Origin of the sequence: Amycolatopsis sp. NPDC005232 (assembly GCF_040607795.1) — a bacterium.
In the GTDB taxonomy this organism is placed as follows: Bacteria; Actinomycetota; Actinomycetes; order Mycobacteriales; family Pseudonocardiaceae; genus Amycolatopsis.
Map to the genome: position 1 here is coordinate 126753 of NZ_JBEXHL010000020.1, position 26355 is coordinate 153107.

Below are 26355 nucleotides of genomic sequence, written 5' to 3' on the forward strand. Positions count from 1 at the left end.
AGAACCCCCGCCGAGCGCTCCAGAGAGACCTCCCTGTGACTCGCCTCTCCGGCTCCTGAAAGAATCGCCGACGTGTCCGACGAACAGAACGGGCGCCTGCGGGTGCTTTCCGGGATCCAGCCGACGGCCGACTCGTTCCACCTCGGCAACTACCTCGGCGCCCTGCGGCAGTGGGTGAAGCTGCAGGACACGCACGAGACCTTCTACTGCGTCGTCGACCTGCACGCCATCACGGTGGAGCAGGACCCGAAGGTGCTGCTGGAGCGCACGCGCCGTTCGGCCGCGCAGCTGCTCGCGATCGGCGTCGACCCTGACCGAAGTGCCCTGTTCGTCCAGAGTCACGTGCCCGAGCACGCGCAGCTCGGCTGGGTGCTCGAGTGCCAGACCGGTTTCGGCGAGGCCAGTCGGATGACGCAGTTCAAGGACAAGTCGGCCAAACAGGGCGCCGACCGCGCCAGTGTGGGCCTGTTCACGTACCCGATCCTGCAGGCCGCCGACATCCTGCTCTACCAGGCCAACGCCGTGCCGGTGGGCGAGGACCAGCGCCAGCACCTGGAGCTCACGCGCAACCTCGCGCAGCGCTTCAACAACCGTCTCGGCAAGACGTTCACGGTGCCCGAGCCCTACATCGTCAAGGACACCGCGAAGATCTACGACCTGCAGGACCCGACGGCGAAGATGAGCAAGTCGGCGTCCGCGGCCAACGGTCTCGTCGAGCTGCTCGAAGACCCCAAGCGCTCGGCCAAGAAGATCCGCTCCGCCGTGACCGACACCGGCCGCGAGGTCAAGTTCGACGCGGAGAACAAGGCCGGCGTCTCCAACCTGCTGAGCATCTACTCGGCGCTCACCGAGCGCTCGATCGCCGACCTCGAAGCGGCGTACGAGGGCAAGGGCTACGGCGACCTGAAGAAGGACCTCGCCGAGGTACTCGTCGAGTGGGTCACGCCGCTGCAGGCAAGCGTCCAGTCCTATTTGGACGACGTCGCCGAGCTCGACAAGGTTCTTGCCCGCGGTGCGCAGCGCGCGCGGGAGGTGGCAGCGCCCACGCTCGCCACCGTGTACGAGCGGTTGGGCTTCCTGCCCGCCTCTCGCTGATCGATCTTTTGTCGGGGGACAAAAGTGAAGACACGTCTGTCCTTTTTGGCTTACGCCCTGGAGTCGAAGGACGGCACGCTGCAGGAGAGCCTGGCCGTCGCGGTGTCGCAGCCCGCGTACGTGCCTCCCGTCGCCGACACGCCGGCGGCGTTCGCCGGCGCACTGGCGAGCATCACGCTCGGCCGGGTGCACGCGTACTCGAAGCGCCGCCCGGTCCCAGCGCCCGACGCTTCGGGTCAGGCCACCGTGATCCTCGGCGACACCGTGGTGAGCTTCGACTTCGATCTCAAGGGCAACGGCAGCGCCGGCAAGCTGCAGGACATCGCCAAGCGCGTGATGCAGAACCTCGAGAAGCAGACGAACGCGCCGGCCGGCCCGAGCACCGTCGACTACTTGAGCCCGGTCTTCCCGGAACCGGTCGCGCAGCCGTGCCCGCTGCTCACGGCCGACGTGGTGAGCCCCGCCATCGGCCCCGACGCGTCGCCGCTGGTGTCCGAGACGCCGGGGACGGCAGTCGGCGACATCGCGTTCCCGCACGACCCGCAGCAACGCAACTACGTACAGCTCACCTGCGAGCGCGGCACCGGCGAGGACGACCGGCTCTCGCGCAAGGCACTGTCGCTCACCGCCACGAGTTTCCTGGCCGACGACGCCGCCAAGGAGGACGTCGACAACACGCGGGTGCGCACGGCGGCCAGGCACCTTCGGCCGCGATCGGCGACGAGTCGCGGATCATGACCGACACGATGTCGGTGAGCACCCAGGGCGTGCTGATCTTCCGCAAGGGCCGCTTCGCGTTCGAGCTCTACCTGGTCGACCACGACGGCCACCCCAACGGCAGCACCCTCGCCGAGGCCAACAGCCTGCTGGTGCCGCCGGCCAGAAGATTGCCCAGGGTTTTCAGGGGACGTAAGTGAGGCTGATCGTCCTCAACGGACCGCCCGCCATCGGTAAGTCGACGTTGGCGGAGCGGTTCGCAGAGGACCACCCACCGACGCTGAACCTCGACGTCGACCGCGTGCGCTCGCTCGTGGGCGGCTGGCGCGCGCAGCCGAAAGAGTCCGGCTTGGCGGCGCGCGCGTTGACTCTCGCCGCCGCCCGCGCGCACCTCACCTCGGGCCACGACGTCGTCGTCCCGCAGCTTCTCGCGCTCCCGGGTTTCCTGCTGCAGCTGGAAGAACTGGCCGACGACGTCGGTGCTTCGTTTCATGAACTCGTGCTCTGGGACACCCGCGAAAACGTCCTCAGCCGCTTCGCCTCGCGCCCGCCCGGGCCGCATCACCACGACACGACCGCGGCCGATGTCGCCGCGTTCCACGACCGCCTCGAATCCCTCCTCGCAGACCGGCCGCGGGCGCGAGTCATCACGACGTCGGCCGGTCGCGTCGACGACGCCTACCGAGCGGTGCTCGCCGCCCTGGACTGACCCCCGGGTACCCGCTCGCGTTGCGGCTATCTCCCACCGTGGTTAGCGTTTTACGGTGGCGAACAAGAATGGTGACCAGGAAAAGCTGCTGCCTCGGCTGCGGCGGAAGTACCCGTGGCTGGATCACCTGATCCGAGCCAACGAATCCTTCGGCGAGCACTACGGCAACCACTACGCCGCCGCCATCACGTACTTCAGCGTGCTGGCGGTGTTCCCGATCTTCATGGTGGCGTTCGCGATCGTGGGCATGGTCGTGGGCGGCGACCCGGCGGTGATCGCCCAGATCACCAACGGCATCAAGAGTTCCGTGCCTGAGGCGTTGCAGGGGCTCGTGACGCAGATCGTCGACGCGGCGATCAAGTCCGGCAGCGGCATCGGGATCTTCGGTCTGCTCCTGGCGCTCTACTCGGGCATCGGCTGGATGTCGAACCTGCGCGACGCGCTCACGGCGCAGTGGGGGCAGGAGAAGAAGCCGCAGCCGATCGTGTCGACGACGATCAAGGACCTGGTGTCGCTCGTCGGGCTCGGCGTGGCGCTGATTGTGTCGTTCGCGGTGACCGCGGCGGGCGGCGGGGTGGGGCAGTACCTGCTGGAACTCGTCGGTCTGGAGAACGAGACCTGGGCGGTGTGGGTCCTTCGCGTGGCGACGATCATCCTCGGCCTGGCGGCCAATACGCTCGTGTTCCTGTGGGTCATCGCGCGGCTGCCGCGCGAGCACGTGGCGATGCGCAGCGCGGTGAAGGGCGCGATCGTCGCCGCGATCGGATTCATCATCCTGCAGCAGGTGGCGTCGATCTACCTGGCGAGCGTGACGAACTCGCCGGCGGCGGCGATCTTCGGGCCGATCATCGGTCTGCTCGTCTTCGCGAACCTCGTGTCGCGGTTCATCCTCATGGTCACGGCCTGGACCGCGACCGCGAAGGAGAACGAGCGCAAGGTCGTGCGGCCGCCGGCGCCGGTGCTGCTGGAGCCGCGCGTGACGGTCCAACGCGGGTTCGGTCTGGGCACGGCCGCGGGTGTGTTCGGCGTGGGTGCGCTGCTCGGCTGGATGGGGCGCCGGAGGGACTAGGCCCGATCTACTGCTGGGCCTGCTTCTTGCGCTGGTGGCCGATCACGAACCCGCCGATGATGATCAGGGCGACCACCAGCGTGAGGATCCAGCCCGTGGTGCCGAACGGGTCTTCCTTCTCGGGAGCGGCCGACGAAGCGGCGCCGGCGGCGACGTTCGCCGGGGGACCGGGCGGCGCCGTGGCCACGAGGGCCTCGTACGCGATGCGCCCGACGGGCTCGGCGTGGTCGGCTTCGAGCGCGAAGCCGTAGTCGAGCAGCTTGCCCGCCTGGTCGACGACCTTCGTGGGCCGCTGCTCGGCGCGCATCATCACCACGGCGAGGCGGCGGCCGTCCTTCTCCGCGGCGCCGACGTAGGTGTGGCGGGCGTCGTCGGTGAAGCCCGTCTTGCCGCCGAGGAAGCCGGGGTAGACACCGAGGAGCTTGTTGTCGTTGTAGACCGGAATGGCGGGTTTGCCGCCCGCCGCCGGAATCGTGTACGACTTCGTGGCCACGGCCTGCGCGAACTCCTGCTGCTTCATCGCGTAGTGGAAGATCACGCTCAGGTCGTAGGCCGAGGTCGACATCCCGGGCCCGTCGAGGCCCGACGGCGTCGCCGCGCGCGTGTCCGCGGCGCCGATGCGCCTGGCCAGCAGGTTCATCTTCGTGGTCGCGATGTCGACCCCGCCGAGCGCGGTCGCGAACGCGTGGGCGACGTCGTTGCCCGAGTGCATCAGCAGGCCGTGCAGCAGTTGGTCGACGGTGTAGCTCGCACCCGCCACGATGCCGACGCAGGTGCACTCCTGCTCGGCGTCCTCCTTCGTGGGCACCACGATCTGGTCGGGCTTCATCTCGCTGGTGACGACGAGCGCAAGCAGCGTCTTGATGAGCGACGCCGGCCGCTCCCGCGCGTGCGGGTTCTTCGCCGCGATGACGTCGCCGGTGTCGAGGTCCTGCACCACCCACGACGCGGCCGTGTTGCCGTCCGGCGGGTTGAGCGCGCCGTCGGGCAGGATCATCCCGCAGCCGCCCATACGCAGCCCCCCGACGGGCTCCACGGGCACCGGCAACGGCGGCGGGGTCGGCTGCCCGGGCGCCGGCTTCTCCGAGGTGTCCACCGGCGCGGGCGGCGCGGCCTGATCCTGACAGGGCTGGGCCTGGGCTACGGCTGCCGTCGGGCCGATTCCGCCGCCGAAAAGCCCCATGACCACTACTGCGACGAGAACCGGGAGCGACCGGGAGAAAACGCTGTGCACCCACGCAATCTAGCGTCGCGAGGCCAGTTGCATACTCAGGGGCATGCGCATTTCACGAGGTACTGCGGTCTTCCTGCTGTTGTTCGGCGTGTGGTCCTGGATCATCTGGATCACCTTCGCCAAGAACCTCTGGGCCAGCTCCCAGTCCTGGTCAGCCGATGGTTCCCCCACGGCGTACTTCATCGTGCACGCGGTGCTCACGGTGGTGTCCTTCGTGCTGGGAACGATCATCGGGGTGCTGGGCTGGCGGGCGCTGCGCTCCACCCGATCGAAGGAACGATCTTCGGGCGATTCCTGAGCCAGGGGCGGGTGGCCCGGCGTTCGCCGGATAGGCCGTCCGTCGGTATGACAGGGGGGCGCGAATGGAGTAGTGTCAGCGCTCACGCGAGCCCCTCCAGCGTCGGCTCGCATTACCCGAATGGAATTCGTATGTCCGGCGGTTCCGAAACGGGTGGCAACTGATCGGTAGTTGCGATCGCACACCCGAAAAACCCGGAGTCCGCACTCCGGGTTTTTTTATGGCCGTCATAAATCGGGTGAATAGTCGGCGATGAACCCCATGTACTGAGCCATCTTCGGATTCGCCGCGGAGAACTCCACGATCACGTCCTTGCCCTGCCGGAGCCGCCGCAGTCCTTGTGCGCCCTGGTTTCGCACGACGAAGGCCGAGTCGCGCCTGACGTTGCGGAAGATCACCCGGTGCTCGAACTTGCTGATTTCTTTGCGGAACATCACGTCGAACGATTCCGGCTCGGCGCCCGACATCAGGTCCACCGAGTACCTCGGCCAAGTCCATTCCACGGTGACCACGTCACCTTCCTGAACGATCGTGCCGAGGTGGATGTAGATGTCCAGTTTCGGTTTCCCGTTCGCGGAGGTGGACCAGATCGAAGTCGCGTTGGCGCGGGTCTTCTGGTCGATGTCTTCGGGCCCGGCGTGGAAAGCCTTGTACTGCACCAATCGACGAGCCCGCTCGGACAGCGGCGTGGTTCCGTAATACACGAGGTTCACGGACAGGTAACGCGGAACGTTGTCGTTCGCCTCGTGGAGCACGAGCACGCGCCGGCAGAACGCGTCGCCGTTGTCCTCAATGGTCACTTCCTGCATCCACTCCTGCACGGCGATGGGCTTGCGCGTGCGCCCGGCGAGCGCGTCGGCGTACCGGTGCAGCAGCTCCTCGCTGTGCTGCGCCTGGGTGCGGAGTTTGTGGGTGCCGGCGAAGGAGATCGCGCTGGCGATCACGAACAGCCCACCCGCGATGCTGGCGAACGTCGTGCGCAGCCACTCCATGCCGAGCACCTCGCCGAGCAGGCCGACGCTGCCGAGCATGGCGACCGTCGCCGCGAACACCCGCAAGTAGCCCTGTCGGAACACGAGTTCTTCGACATCTGCGATGAACCGTGCCAAGTGTTGGGAAAGCACCTTACGTAGTTCCACACCAGCACTCATCTGCTCGTTCCCCGTCGCACGACCGTCCGAGTCATCGGTAACTCGTCAGGCTAGTCCCATCACACACAGTCGCCCTAGCTCCGTTCAGGGGAGTTTTGTCCGCCTCGGCTGCGAATCGGCAACGAAAAGGCCCCCATCCGGCGAACCGGACGGGGGCCTCTCCACAACGAAATTCTCAGACGCGCTTGAACAAAAGTGCGCGCTTCACTTCCTGAATCGCCTTCGTCACCTGGATCCCACGCGGGCAAGCGTCCGTGCAGTTGAAGGTCGTCCGGCAGCGCCACACGCCCTCGGCGTCGTTCAGGATGTCCAGCCGCTCCTCCGCCGCGTCGTCGCGGGAGTCGAAGATGAAGCGGTGCGCGTTGACGATCGCGGCGGGGCCGAAGTACGAGCCGTCGTTCCAGTAGACCGGGCAGGACGACGTGCAGCAGGCGCAGAGGATGCACTTGGTGGTGTCGTCGAAGCGGTCGCGGTCGGCCTGGGACTGGATGCGCTCGCGGGAGGGCTCGTGGCCGTAGTTGATGAGGTACGGCTTGACCGACCGGTAGGCCTCGAAGAACGGGTCCATGTCGACGTAGAGGTCCTTCAACGTCGTCAGGCCCTTGATCGGGGCGATCGAGATGACGGTCTTCTTGCCGTCCTTCTCGAGCAGGTCCTTCATGAGCACCTTGCAGGCCAAACGGTTGATGCCGTTGATCTGCATGGCGTCGGAGCCGCACACGCCGTGCGCGCACGACCGGCGGAACGAGAACGTGCCGTCGAGGTAGTCCTTGACGTAGAACAGCAGGTTCAGCAGCCGGTCGGTGCGCTGCGCCGGGACGTCGTAGGACTCCCAGTGCGGCTCGGTGTCGACCTCGGGGTTGAAACGCAGGATCTTCAGCGTGACCGTGATCGGCGTGTGGTCCTGCGAGGCCGCGGGTGCTTCTTCGGTGGTTGCCGCAGTCATCAGTACTTCCGCTCCATCGGCTCGTAACGCGTGAAGGTCACCGGCTTGTAGTCGAGGCGGATGTCCGACGACAGCCCCTCGCCCTGCTTGTAGGCCATGGTGTGGCGCATGAAGTTCGTGTCGTCGCGGTTCGGGTAGTCCTCGCGGGCGTGGCCGCCGCGCGACTCCTTGCGCGCCAGGGCGCCCACGATCAGGACCTCGGCCAGCTCGAGCAGGAAGCCCAGCTCAACGGCCTCGAGCAGGTCGGTGTTGTACCGCTTGCCCTTGTCCGACACGGTGATCCGCGTGTACCGCTCCTTCAGCGCCTGGATGTCGGTCAGCGCCTGCTTGAGCGTGTCCTCGGTGCGGTACACCGAGGCGTGCGAGTCCATCGTCTGCTGCATTTCCTTGCGGATGTCGGCGACGCGCTCGTCGCCGTGCTCCGACAGCAGGCCCGACAGCTGCTCCTCGACCAGCTTGGTCGGCAGCTCCGGAAGCTCGACGTGCTCGTGGGCCAGCGCGTACTCCGCGGCCGCGATGCCGGCGCGGCGGCCGAACACGTTGATGTCCAGCAGCGAGTTGGTGCCTAGGCGGTTCGAGCCGTGCACCGACACGCACGCGACCTCGCCGGCCGCGTACAGGCCCGGGATCACGTTCTCGTTGTCGCGCAGCGCTTCGCCGTGGATGTTGGTCGGGATGCCGCCCATCACGTAGTGGCAGGTCGGGAACACCGGCACCGGCTCCTTCACCGGGTCGACGCCCAGGTAGGTGCGCGAGAACTCGGTGATGTCCGGCAGCTTGGTCTCGAGGACCTCCACCGGCAGGTGCGTCACGTCGAGGACCACGTAGTCCTTGTTCGGGCCCATGCCGCGGCCCTGCAGCACCTCCTGGACCATCGAGCGGGCGACGATGTCGCGCGGCGCGAGGTCCTTGATGGTGGGGGCGTAGCGCTCCATGAACCGCTCGCCCTCGGAGTTGCGCAGGATCCCGCCCTCGCCGCGGACGGCTTCGGAGATCAGGATGCCCAGGCCCGCGAGGCCGGTCGGGTGGAACTGGAAGAACTCCATGTCCTCCAGCGGCAGGCCCTTGCGGAAGATGATGCCGAGGCCGTCACCGGTGAGGGTGTGCGCGTTCGACGTCGTCTTGAAGATCTTGCCCGCGCCGCCGGTGGCGAACACGATGGACTTGGCCTGGAACACGTGCAGCTCGCCGGTGGCCAGCTCGTAGGCCACGACGCCCGACGCGATCGGGTTGCCGTTCTCGTCCTCGCTGGTCACGAGGTCGAGCACGTAGAACTCGTTGAAGAACTCCGTGCCGTACTTGACACAGTTTTGGTACAGCGTCTGCAGGATCATGTGGCCGGTGCGGTCCGCGGCGTAGCAGGCGCGGCGCACGGCCGCCTTGCCGTGGTCACGGGTGTGGCCGCCGAAGCGGCGCTGGTCGATCTTGCCCTCGGGCGTGCGGTTGAACGGCAGGCCCATCTTCTCGAGGTCGAGGACCGCGTCGATGGCCTCCTTGGCCATGATCTCCGCGGCGTCCTGGTCGACGAGGTAGTCACCGCCCTTGACGGTGTCGAAGGTGTGCCACTCCCAGTTGTCCTCTTCGACGTTCGCCAGCGCGGCGCACATGCCGCCCTGCGCGGCGCCGGTGTGGGACCGCGTCGGGTACAGCTTGGTGAGGACCGCGGTGCGGGCGCGCTGGCCGGACTCGATGGCCGCGCGCATGCCGGCGCCGCCGGCGCCGACGATCACCACGTCGTACTTGTGGAACTGCATAGGGATTGCTCCGCTTATCAGGAATCGAGCACTGTGTGTGGTGGGTGCGCCTAGCTGGCGGGCATCTCGGGGTCGAACGTGAAGATCACCAGCGTGCCGACGGCCAGGATCAGGACCATCGAGACGTACAGCAGGATCTTCAGCCAGAACCGCGTGGAGTCCTTGCGGGCGTAGTCGTCGATGATCGTGCGCAGGCCGTTGCCGCCGTGGATCTCGGCGAGCCACAGCATCGCGAGGTCCCAGAACTGCCAGAACGGCGAAGCCCAGCGGCCGGCGACGAAGCCCCAGTTGATGCGGTGCACACCGCCGTCGAGGATGTTCATGATCAGCAGGTGGCCCAGCACCAGGATGATCAGCGCGAGGCCCGAGATGCGCATGAACAGCCAGCTGTAGAGCTCGAAGTTGCTGCGGCGGGCCGCCGGGCGCTTCGGGGTGCGCGGCGATTCGATGACGAGCGAGTCGGCCATGGTCAGTTACCCCCGAAGAGCGTCTCGACCGTGCGCTTCAGCATGAAGAACGCACCCGGAATCATCACGACGACCCACACGACACCGATCACCCACAGCATCGTCTTCTGGAACTTCGGGCCCTTGGACCAGAAGTCGACCAGCATGACGCGGACGCCGTTGAGGGCGTGGAAGAGAACCGCGCCGACCAGACCGACCTCGAGCAGATTCACGAGCGGCGTCTTGTACGTCTCGATCACCTGGTCGTAGGTGTTCGGCGACACGCGGACGAGCGAGGTGTCGAGCACGTGCACGAACAGGAAGAAGAATGTCAGCACGCCGGTGATGCGGTGCAGCACCCAGGACCACATGCCGGGGTCGCCCCGGTAGAAGGTCCCCTGCCGGCGCGAGGCACCCGCCCGATCGCTCGCTCCTGCCTCGGTGGCAGTGCTCGCCGTGGTGGACATCGGTGAACGGCCTCCAACGTCATCTGTTGTGCCCGGCTGACCGGTGAGGTCCGCAACCCGCTTCCGCGTCGGTCCACTGGGGACAACGCCGGCAGCGATGCCGAGATCTAGGGCCATCGAGCGTGGATGAAAGGATGCTAGACCCGCCATCTGGACCCGGCTCACCTCCGGGTTCGTCTCTGTGATGGACCAGACACCCGGAGCGTCCCGCACCACTCGGACGTGTGGCGCCGGCCACGCGGCGCGGGCGGTCCAGGGCGAATCCGACCAGGGGCTCCCGGCCCGGTCGATTCGATTCAGCAGGCCGGTACCGCTTGCGGCGGCGAGTGAAAAACCAGCCGGGCCCGAACGGTTTTCGTGATGTCCGCAACGCCCGGTCGGCGGGGCCCTCCGCCGGGGGGTGGACGAAGATCGTCCGGACGGGTTTCACCGCGCGGCGAAGACGGGCCGCGAGACCCCGGGCTGTGACAGCTGGTGAGTACCTTCCTGAACCAGTTGATCACCGTAAGTACACGATCGGTCGCGAATCAGACCGCTGAGTAAACGTTTGTGTTACGTAGCGTGCCTTTCCTATGGCGTTTTTCTGGCTGTTGGGTACGGTCTGGCGGTTGAACTCGGCACCGAAGGAAGACACCGGTACCGGGTCGCTTCCACTTAGTCCGCTGGATCAGCGGGGAGGGAGACACACGTTGCGTCGCATGCGTGGAACCGCGCTGGCCGCCGCGACCATGGCCGGGGTCCTCACCTTGGCAGGGTGCGCGAAGGACACCGGCGGGGGCAGCAGCAGCAACACCGCCGCGGCTGGCAGCTCTGGCACGAGCTGCGTCACCGCGCCGAAGCCGCCCGCGGCTCCGGCAGCAGCCACGACCAGCAGCTCGTCCGGCGAGAAGGTGGACGGCAGCAAGCTCAAGGTCGGCCTGGCGTTCGACATCGGCGGCCGGGGTGACGCCTCGTTCAACGACGCGGCCGCGGCCGGCGTCGACAAGGCGAAGTCCGAGCTCGGCATCACGACCGTCAACGAGAGCACGGCCAGCGCGAGCGAGAGCGAGTCGGCCAAGCAGCAGCGGCTCGAGCAGATGGCGTCGCAGGGCCTGAACCCGGTCATCGCCGTCGGCTTCGCGTACGCGCAGGCCGTGGGCGCGGTCGCGCCCAAGCACCCGGACACCAAGTTCGCGATCATCGACGACGACACCGTCAAGGCGCCGAACGTGACGCCGCTGGTGTTCGCCGAGGAGCAGGGCTCGTTCCTGGCCGGCGTCGCCGCCGCATACAAGAGCAAGAACTGCCACATCGGCTTCATCGGTGGTGTGAACACGCCCCTGATCCAGAAGTTCGAGGCCGGCTACCTCCAGGGCGCGAAGGCCGTTTCGGACAAGATCAAGATCGAGGACGAGTACCTGACGCCGGCCGGTGACTACTCCGGCTTCCAGGACCCGGCCAAGGGCAACGTGAAGGCCGCCGCCGAGATCAACAACGGCGCGGACGTGATCTACCACGCCGCCGGCGCCTCCGGTAAGGGTGTGTTCGACGCCGCGAAGACGTCGGGCAAGGCCGTGGCCATCGGAGTCGACTCCGACCAGTACAACCAGGCCACTGTCGCCGCCGACAAGGACATCATCATCACCTCGATGATGAAGCGCGTGGACGTCGCGGTGTTCGACTTCCTGCAGGCCGACGCGAAGGGTGACCTGAGCGTGCTGCCGCAGCGCTTCGACCTGAAGGTCGACGGCGTCGGCTACGCCACCTCCGGCGGCAAGGTCGACGACATCAAGGACGTGCTGGAAGGGTACAAGGCCCAGATCATCTCGGGCGCCATCCAGGTTTCGGACAAGCCGACCAAGTAGGACCCGCCACGTGCCAGGGCTCGGAAGGATCTTCCTTCCGAGCCCTCACGCGTTTCGACAGAACTGGATGCCTCTCCCATGAGCACTGCCGAGGCCGATGCCGTCCCCGACCGGGGCACGACGGCCGTCCAGCTGACCGGGATCACCAAGCGGTTCCCGGGTGTGGTCGCCAACTCCGACGTCAACCTCACCGTGGCCGCGGGCGAGGTGCACGCCCTCTGCGGCGAGAACGGCGCGGGCAAGTCGACCCTGATGAAGATCCTCTACGGGATGCAGCAGCCCGACGAGGGAACCATCGCCATCAACGGCACCGAGGTGAAACTGCGCAACCCGCAGGACGCCATCCAGGCCGGGATCGGCATGGTGCACCAGCACTTCATGCTCGCCGACAACTTCACCGTCGCCGAGAACGTGTTCCTCGGCGGCGAGGCCCTGCACGGCATCGGCGGTGAAGCGCGCGCCCGGCTCAAGAAGCTCTCCGAGCAGACGGGCCTGCGCGCCAAGCCGGACGCGTTGCTGGAAGAGCTCGGCGTGGCCGACCGCCAGCGCGTGGAGATCGTGAAGGTCCTCTACCGCGGCGCGAAGATCATCATCCTCGACGAGCCCACCGCGGTGCTCGTGCCGCAGGAGGTCGACGCGCTGTTCAGCACGGTCCGCGAGATGCAGGCCGACGGCTATACCTTCCTCTTCATCTCCCACAAGCTCGACGAGGTGCGGGCCATCGCCGACACCGTCACGGTGATCCGGCGCGGCACCACCGTCGGCACGGCCGACCCGAAGACCATCACCAGCCGTCAGCTGGCGGAGATGATGGTCGGTTCGGAGCTGCCCAGCCCCGAGACGCGCGAGTCGACGGTGACCGACCGCGACGTGCTGCGATTGAAGGACCTGAGCCTCACGGCCGAGAACTCCGAGCTGAAGCTGCTGGACGACATCGCGTTCACGGTGCACGCGGGTGAGGTGCTCGGCATCGCGGGCGTCGAGGGCAACGGCCAGACCGAGCTCGTCGAGACCATCATGGGCATGCGCAAGGCCAGCGGCGGGCACATCGAGCTCGCCGAGGCCGACGGCAAGACCCACGACCTGGTGAAGCTGGGCACGCTCGCGCGGCGCGAGGCCGGCATCGGCTACATCGCCGAGGACCGCACGCGCCACAGCCTGCTGCTCACGCAACCGTTGTGGGCCAACCGGATCCTCGGCTACCAGACGCGCAAACCCGTCTCGAGTGGACAGTTGCTCGACATCGCCGGCGCGCGCCGCGACACCGAGCGCATCGTGCGCGAGTACGACGTGCGCACGCCGGGCATCGACGTGCCGGCCGCCGCGCTCTCGGGCGGCAACCAGCAGAAGCTGATCGTCGGGCGCGAGCTGTCGGGCAACCCCGTGCTGCTCATCGCTTCGCACCCGACGCGCGGGGTCGACGTCGGTGCGCAGGCCATGATCTGGGAGCAGATCCGGCAGGCGCGCGCCGACGGCCTGGCGGTGCTGCTGATCTCCGCCGACCTCGACGAGCTGATCGGGCTCTCCGACACGATCCGCGTGATGCTGCGCGGGCGCCTGGTGAGCGAGGCGAACCCCGCCACGGTGACCCCGCAGGAACTCGGTTCCGCCATGACCGGTGCCGAAGAAGGTGAAGAAGCGTAATGACTTCGTGGCGCACGCGGCTGCTGCCGCCCCTGCTCGCGATCGTGTTCGCCGTGCTGCTCTCGGCGATCGCGCTCGTCATCTCCGGCGCCGACCCGCTGGAGGCGTACGGGACCATGGTGGGGCAGCTCTTCAAGGGCTCCACCGCCGTGGACACGGTGAACCTCGCGACGGTGTACTACCTGTCTGGGCTCGCGGTGGCCATCGGCTTCCAGATGAACCTGTTCAACATCGGTGTCGAGGGCCAGTACCGGTTCGCGGCCGTGGTCGCCGCGATCATCGGCGGCGCGCTGCAGCTGCCGCCGATCCTCCACACCATCGTGATCCTGATCGTCGCGGTCGCGTCGGGTGCGCTGTACGCGCTGGTCCCCGCCGTGCTGAAGGTGACCCGTGGTGTCAGCGAGGTCATCTCGACGATCATGCTGAACTCGATCGTCGCCGGCATCATCGCGTTCCTCGTCAACGCCGACCAATTCGGCGTGCAGTCGGGCAACAACATCGGCACGCGCACGATCGCGCCGTCGGGCCGGATCCCGGGCATCCCCCTCGGCTCGGGCGTGCTGTTCGGGTTCTTCTTCATCGCCATCGTGATCGGCATCGCCTACTGGTTCATGCTCAACCGCACGCGGTTCGGCTTCGAGCTCAAGGCGAGCGGTGAGTCGTCGACGGCCGCGGCCGCCGGTGGCGTGAGCGCGAAGAAGATGACGCTGATCGCGATGCTGCTCTCGGGCGCGGTGGCGGGTCTCGTCGCCATGCCGGAGCTGCTCGGCCGCGACTACAGCTACGGCATCACGGCCACGCAGATGTACGGCTTCACCGGGATCGCCGTGGCGCTGCTGGGCCGCAACCACCCCGGCGGCATTGCGTTCGGCGCGCTGCTGTGGGCGTTCCTCGACACCTCGGCGGTGTCGCTGGAGCAGATCAACGTGTCCAAGGAGATCGCGACGATCATGCAGGGCATCATCGTGCTGTCGGTCGTCGTCGCGTACGAGATCGTTCGCCGCGCCGACCTCGCGGCCGAACAACGCAGGGTGGGCCGGGCGCTCGCCGGCAACGGGCGCAAGGGTGCCTCCGTCGCGGAAGGCGGTGCGGTGTGAGCCAGGTGACGGAGTTCCCCATGAAGGAGCCCGCCTCCGGCATGCCGGAGCCGGTGGTGGAACGGCGGCGACGGATTCCCGGCTGGCTGCGCGGCGTGATCTGGGCCGTGGTGGCGATCGCGGTGATGTCCACGGCGTCGTACGCGACCGGTGTTTCGGCGCTGACGTCGAGCAACACGGCGTCGACGGCCCTGCGGCTCGCGCTGCCGATCCTGCTGTGTGCGCTCGGCGGCCTGTGGTCGGAGCGCGCGGGCGTGGTCAACATCGGCCTCGAGGGCATGATGATCCTCGGCACCTTCGGCGCGGCGTGGGGCGCGTACTACGGCGGCGTGTGGGTCGGCCTGCTCTCGGCCATCGCGTTCGGAGCCATCGGCGGCCTGCTGCACGCGATCGCGACGGTGACGTTCAACGTCAACCACATCGTCTCCGGTGTGGCGATCAACCTGCTGGGGTTGGGCGTCGCGAAATACCTGGCGAACCTGATCTTCGAGCCGATCTCGGGCAACCCGCGGCAGTCGCCGCCGGTGCCGAAGTTCGACACGTACTCCGCGTCGGGCCTGTCCGACTGGCTCGGCACGCTCGAGAACGAGCAGCGCGTGGGGATCTCCGACGTCGCCGGCATCCTGCGTGGTCTGATCACCGGCGTCGCGCCGCTGACGATGATCGCGATCATCCTGGTGCCGGTGAGCTACTGGATCCTCTGGCACACGCGGTTCGGCCTGCGGCTGCGTTCGTGCGGTGAGAACCCGGTGGCCGCGGAGTCGCTGGGTGTCAACGTGTACCGCTACAAGTACCTTGGTGTGCTGATCTCCGGCGGTTTCGCCGGCATGGGTGGCGCTTCGCTGGTGCTGCTCAAGGGCGGCGCGGACTACCTCGAGAACCAGACCAACGGCCGCGGGTACATCGGTCTCGCCGCCATGATCTTCGGCAACTGGCGCCCGGGCGGCCTGCTCGGCGGCGCGGCGCTGTTCGGGTACGCGGACGGCCTGCAGCTCGCCGGCGGTGGCGAGGCGGTGCTCGCGCTGCTGTACGGCGCGGTGATCCTGCTGGCGATCATCGTCGTGGTGCAGCTGATTCGGAAGCGTTGGCTGGCGGCGGCTCTGGGCGTCATCGGGGCCGGGGCGCTGTACGCGATCTACTGGACCAACGACACGCTGCCGAGCGACCTGATCCCGTACACGGCGCACTTCGTGACGCTGATCGTGCTCGCGGTGGCGTCGCAACGGCTGCGTCCGCCGAAGGCCGACGGTGCGCCTTATCGGCGAGGGGAGGGGGACTGATGACCTCTGTGGACTGGGACGCGCTGCGGGCTTCGGCGGTGTCGGCTGCTGCCTCGGCCTACGCGCCCTACTCGGGCCTGCACGTCGGCGTCGCGGGCATCGTGGACGACGGCCGGATGGTGACGGGCTGCAACGTCGAGAACGCTTCATACGGCCTGGGTCTGTGCGCGGAATGCACGATGGCGGGCCAGCTGCGGTTGTCGGGCGGCGGCCGGCTCGTGGCCGTCGCCTGCCGCAGCGGCGCGGGTGAGCTGCTCATGCCGTGCGGGCGGTGCCGGCAGATCCTGTTCGAGCTGGGCGGGTCGTCGTGTCTGGTCGATACTCCACGCGGGATCCTGCCGATGTCCGACGTCCTCCCCGACGCCTTCGGGCCCGAGGACCTCCCGTGACCTTCGCGGCGGTCGACATCATCCGGGCGAAACGCGACGGCGGAGAGCTGTCCGACGCGCAGATCGACTGGGTCGTCGACGCCTACACGCACGGGGTTGTGGCCGAGGAACAGATGGCCGCGCTGGCGATGGCCATCTTCCTGCGGGGGATGACTCCTGGCGAGACCTCCCGCTGGACCGGCGCGATGATCGCCTCGGGCTCGCGCTTGTCGCTGTCCGTGTCGCGCCCGACGGTGGACAAGCACTCGACGGGCGGTGTCGGGGACAAGATCACCTTGCCGTTGGCGCCGTTGGTCGCTGCTTGTGGTGCGGCCGTGCCTCAGCTGTCCGGCCGCGGGCTCGGCCACACGGGCGGCACCCTGGACAAACTGGAGTCCATCCCGGGCTGGCGCGCGGCCCTGTCGTTGGACGAGATCACTCACCAGCTGTCTTCGGTCGGCGCTGTCGTGTGCGCGGCCACAGAAGGCTTGGCTCCGGCGGACAAGAAGCTGTATGCCCTGCGGGATGTCACTTCGACCGTGGAGTCGATCCCGCTTATCGCGTCGTCGATCATGTCGAAGAAGATCGCCGAGGGTGCGTCGGGGCTGGTCCTGGACGTGAAGGCGGGTTCGGGTGCCTTCATGAAGACCGTTTCGGATGCTCGGGTTTTGGCTTCCACGCTGGTCTCGATCGGCGCCGCCCACGGGGTTGCGACGACCGCGCTGATCACGGACATGAACGTCCCGCTCGGCCGCGCGGTCGGCAACGCGGTCGAGGTCGCGGAGGCGGTGTCGGTTCTGCAGGGCGGCGGTCCGGCTGACGTGGTTTCGCTGACTGTGGCACTGGCCCGCGAGATGCTCGCTTTGGCCGGTTTGTCCTCAGTGGACCCCGCGGCCGTGCTGGCTTCGGGCGAGGCTTACGAAACGTGGTCCCGCATGATCACCGCTCAAGGCGGCGATCCTTCGGCGCCACTTCCTACGCCTGGGCATGTCCACGTGGTCCCGGCTCCGGCTTCGGGCGTCCTGTTTTCGCTGGACGCCTACGCGGTCGGCGTCGCTGCTTGGCGGCTCGGCGCGGGGCGGGCTCGGAAGGAAGATCCGGTCCAGTCCGCTGCGGGCATCCTGTGCCTGGCCAAACCCGGCGAGGCGGTTACCGCGGGCGAGCCTTTGCTTGAGCTGCACACGGACACGCCTGATGCGGTGGCCGGCGCGTTGGAGGCTTTGGCGGGCGCGTTCACGATGTCGGATACGGCTCCGGCTGTGGGTCCGATCGTCCTGGAGACCATCCGCTCCTGACCCACGATCTTTGCGTTGGATATGAAAGTGCCCCCACCATCAGGCGGGGGCACTTTCATGTCCAAGAGGTTCAGACTTCACTCACCAGCAGCATCTTCCGGCTCAGACCCGTTCTTCGCCTTCGGGTCCACCGCCTTCGGGGACCGGCCGTTGCGCGAGCTGCGCCGCGGCTGACGCGGCGCCGGAGCCGGCGGGGAGATCTGCTGCACGGCCGGCCCGCCACCGAGCATCAGCTCGGCGAAGGTGGCCATGGCCTCGTCAAGCTGGCCGCCGATCCGTCGCACGGACTCGTCGTTCGAGCGGCGCACCAGGGAGTCGACGGAGTCGGTGTCGGGCTGCTTGGCGAGCGTGACCTCGACCTTGGAGAGGCCGGACTTGATGGAGCCGTCCAGGTCGCCCAGCTGGGAGACGAAGCCATCTTCGACCTTGTCCAGGCGGTTGCCCAGGTCGTCGAGGCGCTGGGTGACCGTGTCGAGGCGGTTGACCAGACCTTCGAGGCGCTCGGAGGCGTCGACCATTTCGCCGGTCTCGGTGATGGCGGTGCGCAGCGCGTCGGCGGTGCTGTCAAAGCGCTCGCGAGTGGCGCGGTCGAGCTCGTCGACGCGGGTGCGCAGCTCGTGGTCGGCCGTCTCGATGCGTTCGCGCAGGGTGGCCTCCGCGAGCTCGATGCGCTCGCGCACCGGGGCCTGCGTGGTCTGCGGGATCGAGTCGAGCTTGGCGTCCTGCTTGTCCAGGTGGCCGCCCAGCTCGTCGAGCCGGCGGTGGATGTTCTGCAGCTTGTCCTCGAGCCCGTCCATCCGGCCCGCGACACCCTCGAACCGCGCGGCGACGCCGTCGAGCCGGCCGTCGAGCTGCGCGAACGGCTTGGCCAGCTTGTCGACGATGCTCTCGACCGCGTGGGTGATCGCGGCGATCGCGTTGTCCTGGGCCTCCAGCCGCGTCATGGCCTCGTCGAGGCGCTCCGCGATCACGCCGACCTCGGTGCGGTCGGGCATCTCGGACAGCCGCTTGCGAACGGCACCCAGCGAGTCGACCGGGGCGAGCCGGGCGTAGATGTCGTCCAGCGCGTCGAAGATCTGCTGCTGTTCGCTCTCGCGCACTTCGGCCGCGCGCACCAGCATGTTGCGCATCCGGTCGAAGGACGGAGCGGCAATGTGGTTGTCAGTGGTCACTGCTGTGTCCTTCGTCGGCGGGGAAATGGAAGGGACGTGGGACGAAGCTTATCCAGTGAAAAATTGCTGTGCGTATGGGCCCCGCTAAGACGGGATAACGGCCGCGTGACCCGGATGGCCGATTCCTTCCTTGATCGTCAAAGCTGAGGGTTGCCTCGACGCTGAGAGTTACCGCCATGTAGGGGAATGACAACGAGACTACCGTTGGTGCATGCCAGACGTAACCCCGCTCGACGCAGAGACCCTGCTTCGGGCCCCCAAGGTCCTGCTGCACGACCACCTGGACGGCGGCCTTCGCCCGGCCACCGTCGTCGAGCTCGCCGAAGCGACGGGCTACGACGCTCTGCCGACCACCGACGTCGCGGCCCTCGGCCGCTGGTTCCGCGAAGCCGCCGACTCCGGCTCGCTCGTGTCCTACCTCGAGACGTTCGCCCACACCTGCGGCGTGATGCAGACCGAGGAAGCGCTGGTCAGGGTTGCGGCCGAGGCTGTGGAAGACCTCGCGGCCGACGGGGTGGTCTACGCCGAGCTGCGCTACGCACCCGAATTGTTCGTCGAACGCGGCCTGTCACTCGATACGGTGGTCGAAGCGGTCCAGACCGGTCTCGCCGAGGGAACACAGCGCGTGGCCGCCGCGGGCGGTGCGATCAAGGTCCGCACGTTGCTCTGCGCGATGCGCCAGCACGCCCGCGCCCTCGAGATCGCCGAGCTGGCGGTGCGCCATCGCGACGCCGGCGTGGCGGGTTTCGACATCGCCGGCCCCGAGGACGGCTTTCCGCCGACTCGAAATCTCGACGCATTTGAATATCTGCGTCAGAACAACGCGCATTTCACGATTCACGCGGGTGAGGCATTCGGCTTGCCGTCCATTTGGGAGGCCATCCAGTATTGCGGCGCCGAACGGCTCGGCCACGGCGTGCGGATCGTCGAGGACATCAAGACCGATTCGGACGGAACGGTCCACCTTGGACGGTTGGCGAGCTACGTTCGGGACCGCCGCATACCCCTGGAGATCTGCCCGACGTCGAACGTGCAGACGGGCACCGTCGCGTCGTTCGCCGAGCACCCGATCGCCCAGCTCGCCCGGCTGCACTTCCGGGTCACGGTGAACACCGACAACCGGCTGATGAGCGGATGCACGATGACCAGTGAATTCACCGCTCTGGCGACCACGTTCGGGTTCGGTCTTGATGATCTTCGCTGGTTCACGATCAATGCCATGAAATCCGCGTTCCTCGATTTCGACGCCCGGTTGTCGCTGATCAACGACGTGATCAAGCCCGGGTACGCCGCTCTGGCCTGACCCCTGACGCTTCCGGACGTGACCGCCCCCTTGGCGGTTGCGTTCGTTAGCATGCCCAACTAAAGTTCAGAATGTAGGAACTAATTCTCAATATGTGAGACGGTGAGAAAGATGTCGCAGGTCGCGGCCGGTGAGTCGATACGCGAAAAGCCCAGTTCTCGACGGTGGCTCATTCTCGCGCTCGGCCTCGCCGCGCAGACCGCGAGCTGTTCCTTCCTCTACGGGCTGCCCTTTCTGATCCCCGCGATGCGCGCTGCCGACGACCTGACGCTCGCCGAGGCCGGCACCGTCGTCGCCGCGCCGAGCATCGGCCTGCTGCTCACCCTGATCGTGTGGGGCGCGGCTGCGGACCGTTACGGAGAGCGCCTGATCATGGCCCTTGGACTGGGCGGTTCGGGGTTACTCCTGGTGTACGCCGCACTGTGGCATCACCCGGTCGGGCTGCTCTTCGGCGTGTTCCTTGTTGCCGGAGCGTGCACGGCTTCGGTCAACGCGGCGAGCGGCCGCGTCGTGATGGGCTGGTTCTCGAAGTCCGAACGGGGCATGGCGATGGGTATCCGGCAGACAGCGCAGCCGCTGGGCGTCGGCGTGGCCGCGCTGGGCCTGCCGCCGCTGGCCGCGCGCTGGGGGTTCCAGGCCGCGATGCTGCTGCCGGCCGTGCTCGGGATCGTGGTCGCGCTGCTGGTCGCGCTGTTCGTGGCCGACCCGCCGCGGCCACCGCGCCCTGCCGCTGGTGCTTCGAAGCCGCCTTCGCCGTACCGCAAGCCGTGGCTCTGGCGCGTGCACGGCGCGAGCGCGCTGCTGGTCGTGCCGCAGTTCACGGTGTCGGCGTTCGCGCCGGTCTACCTCGTGTCGCAGCACCACTGGAGCCCGTCGGGCGCCGGCGTGTTCCTCGCGGTGGCCCAGGTGCTCGGCGCGGCGGGCCGGCTGGGGTCGGGCTACTGGTCCGACCGCGTCGGCAGCCGCCTGCGCCCGATGCGGCAGCTCGCGGTGGCCGGCGTGGTCGTGATGCTGCTCGTGGCCCTCGGCGACGTGACGTGGCTGTGGCTCGTGCTGCTCGCCCTGGTCCTCGCCGCGATCATCACGGTCGCCGACAACGGCCTCGGCTTCACCGCCTCCGCCGAGCTCGCCGGCGTCGCCTGGTCGGGCCGCGCGATGGCCACCCAGAACACCGCGCAGAACATCGCCGGGGCCCTCACGCCGCCCCTGCTCGGCCTCGTCATCGGCGACAGCCGCTACGCGCTGGCGTTCTGCCTCGTCGCGATCTTCCCCGCGCTGGCCATCGCTGTGGTCCCGGTCCGTGCGGAAGCTGAAGTGGCCCACTGATCGGGAGGCGGTCCGAAGAGGACTAGGCGCGTAGCCCATCCCGAAAGAACGCGCGGTGGCGACGCCAGGTGTCCGGCGTGGACTCGCGGATCAGCTGCGCCATCGCGGACACCAGCGGCGCCGGGTCGGTCGGTTCGAAGTCCACGCGCAGGCGCCCGGCCGACTTGGCGCAGTCCAGCACTACTCGGAGTTTGTGTGTGGACAGAACCAGTGGTGGTGTTTTTGCAGCTCAGGAAGGGTTCCTGCAGCCGTCCTGGCCGATGGGCGATCCTGAGGGTCGGCCCGGCCTGGCGGAAGACTCGAAGAGATCCGCTTTGACTAAATCGTTGTGGGCACGTCCCTCTGGTCGGGCATCATGGCCGGCATGCACGACTGGCCGGCACCCGGCTCCGCTGGGCTCCCGACCCCGGAGTTGGTCGCCGCATGGGTAACGCTCGGCACGGTACCGTCCGAGCGCATCCCCCTTTGGGCAGCGCACTGGCTCGTTTGGGGCTACGACGGAGAGGCACTCAGGGCCTTGGCCGGTCTTGGCGGCGCTGAGCCCTATGAGGTCCACGACCTGCTGCCCGCGGCGCTGGCCGACTGCCGTGCAGCTATCCCGGATTCAGATGCTGCCGCAGCCCAGGTGGTGTTCGCCCAACTTGCGCGTATGCAGGCCGACGGGCGAGCCACCGAGCGGTGGGTCCTGGGCAAAGTTTGCGAGATCGTGGCCCGATCCGATTACTCCGACAGCGTCATCGAGCTCCCGCTCGGCCAAGTGTTCGGCCTTGAGGACGAGTGGGCCGCAGGTTGGGGCCGGCCGAAGGGTCAGCTTGTGCGCGAGATCCAGGCCGCATGCAGAGCTCAACTCGCGGCCGGGGAAGCAACAACCGACTGCTGATCAAGGGGCCCCGCACCGGCCCCGGGCAATCGCCGCCCCGCGCAACCTGGAAACGAGCGCCCTGCCCAACACAGGCCACGTCAACACCGCGACACAAGGCCGATGACACTCTTCGAAATCACCCCATGACCAGCACAAACAACTTTGCCAGAGCCCTGCCGCGGGAGGGCGGGGTTCCCTGCCGGGATCTGGCCGAGGCCCACAACGACAAAGGCCACCCACCGGGAATCCCCAGCGGATGGCCTTTCGTCAACTCAGGAGGTTCAGACCACCGTCAGGCGATTCTCGAACGACTCCACCAGCTTGCGCCACGCGCTCTGCTCGGTGTCGAACGGCGCGCTCGGCTCGAGGCGCGTCGGGTCGGGGCGCAGGACGAACGAGACCAGCCAGCCGAGGCTTTCGTTCTGCGACAGCGCCGTCTCGACGGAGTCGTCCTCGGCCCAGTCGGCGGCGTCGGTGATGAGCTCGACCGCCAGCTCCAGCTGGTTGGGGTCGATGGACTCGACGCCGTCGGCGATGTCGTCGTCGAGGCCGGTGAGCACGTAGGTGTTCTCGGCGTCGATGTCGATCTCGAGGTCGTCCGCCGCCGCCTTCGTGAGCACGTCGTCCCAAGTGGACACGTCGGCGAGGTCGGTGTCGGCCACGTCCTTGCCGTCCTTGAGGGCGGCGAGCAGGGCCTTCTCGGAGGAGAAGACGTCGATCTCGCCCTCGCTGCCGAGGAAGATCGGCTTGTCGTCGAGGTAGCAGCGCAGCGTGTAGTACTCGGCGCCGGCCGTGACGATCTTGATCGGGTCGATGCCGACCTCGCCCCAGAAGCCGACCGGCTCGTCGTCCTCCTCCTCGTCGGAGTCGGGCGCGTCCACGGCTTCGAGGTCCTCCGGCTGCGCGGCCTCGGCCTCGGCCGACTCCTCGTGGAACGCCGCCAGCTCCTCGGCGGTCTGCTCCAGCACGGCGGCGTCGACGTCGGGCACGGTCACGAGGTTGTCGATCGCGTCGAGCACGATGTCCCACTTCTCGGACACGGCCTTCGACAGGTCGTTCCACAGGGCCTCGCCCTCGCGGCCGGTGAACGGCAGCCGGCCCTGCTCCAGGAGCGAGAAGCCCTCGTACGCGTCGAGGACCTCGTGCACCTCTTCGAGCTCGCAGACGTCGGCGAGCGAACGGACGATGCCGACGATCTCCGCGAGCTCCGCGATCGTCCACGAGTCGGGCTCCTCGGCGACCAGCTCGGGCACGCCGACGAGGTCGTAGGAGTGGTCGTCGTCCGGGATCAGCTCGGGCACGTTCAGCGCCGGCACCGCGTCCCACGCCGGGTGGTCGAGCAGGTCGTGCTGGTCGGACGTGCGCACGAAAGCGGCCAGGTGAGCGGCGTCCGGGAAGGCGTACAGGTCGTCCTCGTCGCCGAGGAACGCTTCCCACTCCTCGCCGTCCTCCCGCCACCGCGGAGCCCACAGGGTGACGACGTCGCCCTGCGGCAGCCCGAGCTCGATCGGGATGATGTCCTGTGCCATGCCTGAACCCTCCGGAGTAACGCCCGTGTACGCGCGCGTGCCCGGAAGTATCCCCCGGTCGGTGCGCGGTACCGCGAAGCCTACGGGTTGGGGCAAGCACCCGCGATCGCCCCTGCGGAACTGACGGCCCGGGGATGGCACGATGGGCAGCGCGATGACACTCACAGACCTCCTGCCAGCGGATCCCGACGCCGACTCCCTGTTCGAAGCCTTCTCCACGTGGACGGCCGAGCGGGGCATCCAGCTGTACCCGGCCCAGGAGGAGGCGCTGATCGAGGTCGTCTCGGGCGCCAACGTGATCCTCTCGACGCCCACCGGCTCCGGGAAGAGCCTCGTGGCCGTCGGCGCCCACTTCACGGCGCTCGCCCACGGCCGCCGCAGCTACTACACCGCCCCGATCAAAGCACTGGTCTCGGAGAAGTTCTTCCAGCTCATCGAGATCTTCGGCGCCGACAAGGTCGGCATGATGACCGGCGACTCCAGCGTGAACGCGGACGCGCCGATCATCTGCTGCACCGCGGAAATCTTGGCGAACATCGCGTTGCGCTTCGGTGCCGACGCGCCCGTGGGCCAGGTGATCGCCGACGAGTTCCACTTCTACTCCGAGCCCGACCGCGGCTGGGCGTGGCAGGTCCCGATCATCGAGCTGACGGGCGCGCAATTCGTGCTCATGTCGGCCACTTTGGGCGACGTCTCGTTCTTCCAGAAGGACCTCGCCCGGCGCACGGGCCGCTCGACGGCGGTCGTCACGTCGGCGGAGCGGCCGGTGCCGCTGACGTTCCGCTACGCGCTCACGCCCATCCACGAGACCATGTCCGAGCTGCTCCACGGCGGCCAGGCGCCCGTGTACGTCGTGCACTTCTCCCAGGCCGCGGCCATCGAGCGGGCGCAGACGTTGATGAGCATCAACGTGACGACGAAGGCCGAGAAGGACGCGATCGCCGACCTCATCGGCGACTTCCGCTTCTCCGCGGGCTTCGGCAAGACGCTCTCGCGGCTCGTGCGCCACGGCATCGGCGTGCACCACGCCGGGATGCTGCCGAAGTACCGGCGCCTGGTCGAGACGCTCGCGCAGTCCGGGCTGCTCAAGGTGATCTGCGGGACGGACACGCTCGGCGTCGGCATCAACGTGCCCATCCGCACGGTGGTGTTCTCCGCCCTGACCAAGTACGACGGCGTGCGCCAGCGCCATCTGAAGGCGCGCGAGTTCCACCAGATCGCCGGCCGCGCGGGTCGCGCCGGGTACGACACCGACGGGTACGTGGTCGTCGAGGCGCCCGACCACGTCGTGGAGAACGCGAAGGCCCTTGAGAAGGCGGGCGACGACCCCAAGAAGAGGAAGAAGATCGTCCGGAAGAAGGCGCCGGAGGGGTTCGTCAACTGGACGGAGAGCACGTTCGACCGCCTGATCGCGGCCGACCCCGAGCCGCTGACCTCGAGTTTCCGCGTCAGCCACTCGATGCTGCTGAACGTGATCTCCCGGCCGGGCAACGCGTTCGACCACATGCGCCACCTGCTGGAGGACAACCACTCCGACCGTCCGGCGCAGCGCAAGCTGATCCTGCGGGCGATCGCCATCTACCGGGCGTTGCTGGCCGCGGGTGTCGTCGAGCGTCTGTCGACGCCGGATGCTGACGGCCGGATTGTGCGGCTGACGGTGGATCTGCAGTTCGACTTCGCTTTGAACCAGCCGTTGTCGCCGTTCGCTTTGGCGGCGGTGGAGCTGCTGGATGTGGAATCGCCTTCGTATGCTTTGGATGTCGTGACCATTGTGGAATCCACTGTGGACGACCCGCGGCCCGTGCTGTCGCAGCAGCAGTTCAAGGCCCGCGGCGAGGCCGTGCAGGCGATGAAGGCGGAAGGCATCGAGTACGACGAGCGCATGGAGCTGCTCGAGGCGGTGACGTACCCGAAGCCGTTGGAGGAGCTGCTTTCCGCGGCGTACTCCAGCTACCGCCAGGGCCACCCGTGGGTCGCGGACTACGAGCTGTCCCCGAAGTCCGTGGTGCGCGACATGTACGAGCGCGCGATGAACTTCGTGGAGTACATCGGCTTCTACCAGCTGGCGCGCTCCGAGGGCCTGGTGCTGCGGTACCTGGCGGACACCTACGACGCTCTGCGCCACACCGTCCCGGACGAGGCGAAGACCGAGGCGCTGCAGGACCTCATCGAATGGCTGGGCGAGCTCGTCCGCCAGGTCGACTCCAGCCTCCTGGACGAGTGGGAAGCGTTGCGGCATCCGTCTGCTGACGGTTCTCCTGTGGAACGCCGGCCTTCCGAGCCACCCGCGGTCACCCGCAACGAACGCGCCTTCCGCGTCCTGGTGCGCAACGAGCTCTTCCGCCGCGTCGAACTCGCCGCCCGCCGCAACTACTACGCGCTGGGCGAGCTCGACGCCGCCGCCGGCTGGGACGCCGACGCCTGGGAAGACGCCATCGAGGACTACTTCGACGAGCACGATTCCCTGGGCATCGGCCCCGACGCCCGCGGGCCCGCGTTGCTGCTCATCGAGCAGGAACCCGACGTGTGGCGCGTCCGCCAGATCTTCGACGACCCCGCCGGTGACCACGACTGGGGCATCAGCGCGGAGGTCGACCTGCGCGCCTCGGACGAGATCGGCTCGGCCGTCGTGCGCATCACGGACGTCAATCAGCTCTGACGACGCGCGTCCGTTTGAGTGAGGTTTGTCCAAGTGGCCGTGGGGCTCCGCGGTGCGCCTTAGCGTTGGGCGCGTCGAGAAGGAGGAGGG

Annotated in this window: 25 protein-coding genes; 16 read left to right on the forward strand and 9 right to left on the reverse strand. The window is 67.9% G+C overall.

Annotated elements, in window-relative coordinates; genetic code table 11:
* Nucleotides 1-72 precede the first annotated feature (72 nt).
* From trpS to ABZU76_RS32635, 5 genes are read left to right on the forward strand one after another with little or no spacing between them, the layout of a single operon-like run.
* Nucleotides 73-1095: a tryptophan--tRNA ligase gene (trpS, locus tag ABZU76_RS32615; protein WP_220246211.1), complete on the forward strand. Its 1023-nt coding sequence runs from the start codon at nucleotides 73-75 to the stop codon at nucleotides 1093-1095.
* 24 nt (nucleotides 1096-1119) lie between these two features.
* A complete protein-coding gene (locus ABZU76_RS32620; protein WP_354876161.1) occupies nucleotides 1120-1833 on the forward strand; it encodes a hypothetical protein in 714 nt (237 codons plus the stop codon).
* On the forward strand, nucleotides 1830-2012 hold the full coding sequence (locus ABZU76_RS32625; protein ID WP_354876163.1) for a hypothetical protein: 183 nt from the start codon (nucleotides 1830-1832) through the stop codon (nucleotides 2010-2012). The genes ABZU76_RS32620 and ABZU76_RS32625 overlap by 4 nt, the downstream gene beginning before the upstream one ends.
* Entirely contained in the window at nucleotides 2009-2521 is a 513-nt protein-coding gene (locus ABZU76_RS32630; RefSeq protein WP_354876165.1) for an AAA family ATPase, read from the forward strand. Before ABZU76_RS32625 ends, ABZU76_RS32630 begins: the two co-directional genes overlap by 4 nt.
* A 55-nt stretch (nucleotides 2522-2576) precedes the next feature.
* Nucleotides 2577-3590, forward strand: a complete 1014-nt coding sequence (locus tag ABZU76_RS32635; RefSeq protein WP_354876167.1) for a YhjD/YihY/BrkB family envelope integrity protein — start codon at nucleotides 2577-2579, stop codon at nucleotides 3588-3590.
* 7 nt (nucleotides 3591-3597) lie between these two features.
* On the opposite strand, the gene ABZU76_RS32640 is transcribed toward ABZU76_RS32635, so the two are convergent.
* Nucleotides 3598-4773: a serine hydrolase gene (locus tag ABZU76_RS32640; protein WP_354876169.1), complete on the reverse strand. Its 1176-nt coding sequence runs from the start codon at nucleotides 4771-4773 to the stop codon at nucleotides 3598-3600.
* Nucleotides 4774-4867: 94 nt separating this feature from the next.
* Here ABZU76_RS32640 and ABZU76_RS32645 point away from each other — a divergent pair, with 94 nt between their 5' ends.
* The gene (locus tag ABZU76_RS32645) at nucleotides 4868-5122 is read left to right on the forward strand and encodes an SCO4848 family membrane protein (protein WP_220246216.1); all 255 of its coding nucleotides are present in this window, start codon (nucleotides 4868-4870) and stop codon (nucleotides 5120-5122) included.
* A 227-nt stretch (nucleotides 5123-5349) separates the two neighbouring features.
* On the opposite strand, the gene ABZU76_RS32650 is transcribed toward ABZU76_RS32645, so the two are convergent.
* The 5 genes from ABZU76_RS32650 to sdhC all read right to left on the reverse strand — a co-directional run bounded on the left by ABZU76_RS32650 (nucleotide 5350) and on the right by sdhC (nucleotide 9886).
* Nucleotides 5350-6231, reverse strand: a complete 882-nt coding sequence (locus ABZU76_RS32650) for a hypothetical protein (RefSeq protein WP_354876171.1) — start codon at nucleotides 6229-6231, stop codon at nucleotides 5350-5352.
* Nucleotides 6232-6448: 217 nt separating this feature from the next.
* Nucleotides 6449-7219, reverse strand: coding sequence for a succinate dehydrogenase iron-sulfur subunit (locus ABZU76_RS32655; protein ID WP_354876173.1), 771 nt, complete (start codon nucleotides 7217-7219; stop codon nucleotides 6449-6451).
* Nucleotides 7219-8973, reverse strand: coding sequence for a succinate dehydrogenase flavoprotein subunit (gene sdhA, locus ABZU76_RS32660; protein ID WP_220246219.1), 1755 nt, complete (start codon nucleotides 8971-8973; stop codon nucleotides 7219-7221). Before sdhA ends, ABZU76_RS32655 begins: the two co-directional genes overlap by 1 nt.
* A gap of 50 nt (nucleotides 8974-9023) precedes the next feature.
* Nucleotides 9024-9440, reverse strand: coding sequence for a succinate dehydrogenase hydrophobic membrane anchor subunit (locus ABZU76_RS32665; RefSeq protein ID WP_220246220.1), 417 nt, complete (start codon nucleotides 9438-9440; stop codon nucleotides 9024-9026).
* A gap of 2 nt (nucleotides 9441-9442) precedes the next feature.
* A complete protein-coding gene (gene sdhC / locus ABZU76_RS32670) occupies nucleotides 9443-9886 on the reverse strand; it encodes a succinate dehydrogenase, cytochrome b556 subunit (protein WP_354876176.1) in 444 nt (147 codons plus the stop codon).
* A gap of 698 nt (nucleotides 9887-10584) precedes the next feature.
* Between sdhC and ABZU76_RS32675 the strand changes: the two genes are divergently transcribed.
* The 6 genes from ABZU76_RS32675 (at nucleotide 10585) to ABZU76_RS32700 (ending at nucleotide 17414) form a co-directional block, all read left to right on the forward strand.
* Entirely contained in the window at nucleotides 10585-11730 is a 1146-nt protein-coding gene (locus tag ABZU76_RS32675) for a BMP family ABC transporter substrate-binding protein (RefSeq protein ID WP_354876178.1), read from the forward strand.
* A 78-nt stretch (nucleotides 11731-11808) separates the two neighbouring features.
* Nucleotides 11809-13374 carry an ABC transporter ATP-binding protein gene (locus tag ABZU76_RS32680; protein WP_220246223.1) on the forward strand — a complete coding sequence of 522 codons (1566 nt, stop codon included), beginning with the start codon at nucleotides 11809-11811 and terminating at the stop codon, nucleotides 13372-13374.
* Complete coding sequence (locus ABZU76_RS32685; protein ID WP_354876180.1) at nucleotides 13374-14471, forward strand: ABC transporter permease; 1098 nt, start codon at nucleotides 13374-13376, stop codon at nucleotides 14469-14471. Before ABZU76_RS32680 ends, ABZU76_RS32685 begins: the two co-directional genes overlap by 1 nt.
* A gap of 20 nt (nucleotides 14472-14491) precedes the next feature.
* On the forward strand, nucleotides 14492-15751 hold the full coding sequence (locus ABZU76_RS32690) for an ABC transporter permease (protein WP_354876182.1): 1260 nt from the start codon (nucleotides 14492-14494) through the stop codon (nucleotides 15749-15751).
* Nucleotides 15751-16140, forward strand: coding sequence for a cytidine deaminase (locus tag ABZU76_RS32695; RefSeq protein WP_220246226.1), 390 nt, complete (start codon nucleotides 15751-15753; stop codon nucleotides 16138-16140). The genes ABZU76_RS32690 and ABZU76_RS32695 overlap by 1 nt, the downstream gene beginning before the upstream one ends.
* Nucleotides 16137-17414: a thymidine phosphorylase gene (locus tag ABZU76_RS32700; RefSeq protein ID WP_354876184.1), complete on the forward strand. Its 1278-nt coding sequence runs from the start codon at nucleotides 16137-16139 to the stop codon at nucleotides 17412-17414. The genes ABZU76_RS32695 and ABZU76_RS32700 overlap by 4 nt, the downstream gene beginning before the upstream one ends.
* A gap of 77 nt (nucleotides 17415-17491) precedes the next feature.
* On the opposite strand, the gene ABZU76_RS32705 is transcribed toward ABZU76_RS32700, so the two are convergent.
* Nucleotides 17492-18586, reverse strand: coding sequence for a PA containing protein (locus tag ABZU76_RS32705; RefSeq protein ID WP_354876186.1), 1095 nt, complete (start codon nucleotides 18584-18586; stop codon nucleotides 17492-17494).
* Between the two features lie 211 nt (nucleotides 18587-18797).
* On the opposite strand from ABZU76_RS32705, the gene ABZU76_RS32710 reads away from it, so the two are divergent.
* Both ABZU76_RS32710 and ABZU76_RS32715 read left to right on the forward strand, forming a co-directional pair.
* On the forward strand, nucleotides 18798-19889 hold the full coding sequence (locus ABZU76_RS32710) for an adenosine deaminase (RefSeq protein ID WP_354876188.1): 1092 nt from the start codon (nucleotides 18798-18800) through the stop codon (nucleotides 19887-19889).
* A 111-nt stretch (nucleotides 19890-20000) separates the two neighbouring features.
* Nucleotides 20001-21215, forward strand: a complete 1215-nt coding sequence (locus tag ABZU76_RS32715) for an MFS transporter (protein ID WP_354876190.1) — start codon at nucleotides 20001-20003, stop codon at nucleotides 21213-21215.
* A gap of 22 nt (nucleotides 21216-21237) precedes the next feature.
* On the opposite strand, the gene ABZU76_RS32720 is transcribed toward ABZU76_RS32715, so the two are convergent.
* A complete protein-coding gene (locus ABZU76_RS32720) occupies nucleotides 21238-21396 on the reverse strand; it encodes a hypothetical protein (RefSeq protein WP_354876192.1) in 159 nt (52 codons plus the stop codon).
* A 147-nt stretch (nucleotides 21397-21543) separates the two neighbouring features.
* Here ABZU76_RS32720 and ABZU76_RS32725 point away from each other — a divergent pair, with 147 nt between their 5' ends.
* Entirely contained in the window at nucleotides 21544-22095 is a 552-nt protein-coding gene (locus tag ABZU76_RS32725) for a hypothetical protein (RefSeq protein ID WP_354876194.1), read from the forward strand.
* A 263-nt stretch (nucleotides 22096-22358) separates the two neighbouring features.
* Here the strand turns inward: ABZU76_RS32725 and ABZU76_RS32730 are convergent, their stop codons facing one another.
* Nucleotides 22359-23606, reverse strand: a complete 1248-nt coding sequence (locus ABZU76_RS32730) for a primosomal protein (protein ID WP_220246232.1) — start codon at nucleotides 23604-23606, stop codon at nucleotides 22359-22361.
* Between the two features lie 154 nt (nucleotides 23607-23760).
* Between ABZU76_RS32730 and ABZU76_RS32735 the strand changes: the two genes are divergently transcribed.
* Nucleotides 23761-26265 carry a DUF3516 domain-containing protein gene (locus ABZU76_RS32735; protein ID WP_354876196.1) on the forward strand — a complete coding sequence of 835 codons (2505 nt, stop codon included), beginning with the start codon at nucleotides 23761-23763 and terminating at the stop codon, nucleotides 26263-26265.
* The last annotated feature ends 90 nt before the right edge of the window (nucleotides 26266-26355 follow it).

Coding starts and splice junctions, on each gene's coding strand:
- ABZU76_RS32625 (WP_354876163.1), top strand. CDS start 1,830: ATGACCGACACGATGTCGGTGAGCACCCAGGGCGTGCTGATCTTCCGC.
- ABZU76_RS32640 (WP_354876169.1), bottom strand. CDS start 4,773: ATGGGGCTTTTCGGCGGCGGAATCGGCCCGACGGCAGCCGTAGCCCAG.
- ABZU76_RS32645 (WP_220246216.1), top strand. CDS start 4,868: ATGCGCATTTCACGAGGTACTGCGGTCTTCCTGCTGTTGTTCGGCGTG.
- ABZU76_RS32655 (WP_354876173.1), bottom strand. CDS start 7,219: ATGACTGCGGCAACCACCGAAGAAGCACCCGCGGCCTCGCAGGACCAC.
- sdhA (WP_220246219.1), bottom strand. CDS start 8,973: ATGCAGTTCCACAAGTACGACGTGGTGATCGTCGGCGCCGGCGGCGCC.
- ABZU76_RS32665 (WP_220246220.1), bottom strand. CDS start 9,440: ATGGCCGACTCGCTCGTCATCGAATCGCCGCGCACCCCGAAGCGCCCG.
- sdhC (WP_354876176.1), bottom strand. CDS start 9,886: ATGTCCACCACGGCGAGCACTGCCACCGAGGCAGGAGCGAGCGATCGG.
- ABZU76_RS32675 (WP_354876178.1), top strand. CDS start 10,585: ATGCGTGGAACCGCGCTGGCCGCCGCGACCATGGCCGGGGTCCTCACC.
- ABZU76_RS32680 (WP_220246223.1), top strand. CDS start 11,809: ATGAGCACTGCCGAGGCCGATGCCGTCCCCGACCGGGGCACGACGGCC.
- ABZU76_RS32685 (WP_354876180.1), top strand. CDS start 13,374: ATGACTTCGTGGCGCACGCGGCTGCTGCCGCCCCTGCTCGCGATCGTG.
- ABZU76_RS32690 (WP_354876182.1), top strand. CDS start 14,492: ATGAAGGAGCCCGCCTCCGGCATGCCGGAGCCGGTGGTGGAACGGCGG.
- ABZU76_RS32695 (WP_220246226.1), top strand. CDS start 15,751: ATGACCTCTGTGGACTGGGACGCGCTGCGGGCTTCGGCGGTGTCGGCT.
- ABZU76_RS32710 (WP_354876188.1), top strand. CDS start 18,798: ATGCCAGACGTAACCCCGCTCGACGCAGAGACCCTGCTTCGGGCCCCC.
- ABZU76_RS32715 (WP_354876190.1), top strand. CDS start 20,001: ATGTCGCAGGTCGCGGCCGGTGAGTCGATACGCGAAAAGCCCAGTTCT.
- ABZU76_RS32730 (WP_220246232.1), bottom strand. CDS start 23,606: ATGGCACAGGACATCATCCCGATCGAGCTCGGGCTGCCGCAGGGCGAC.
- ABZU76_RS32735 (WP_354876196.1), top strand. CDS start 23,761: ATGACACTCACAGACCTCCTGCCAGCGGATCCCGACGCCGACTCCCTG.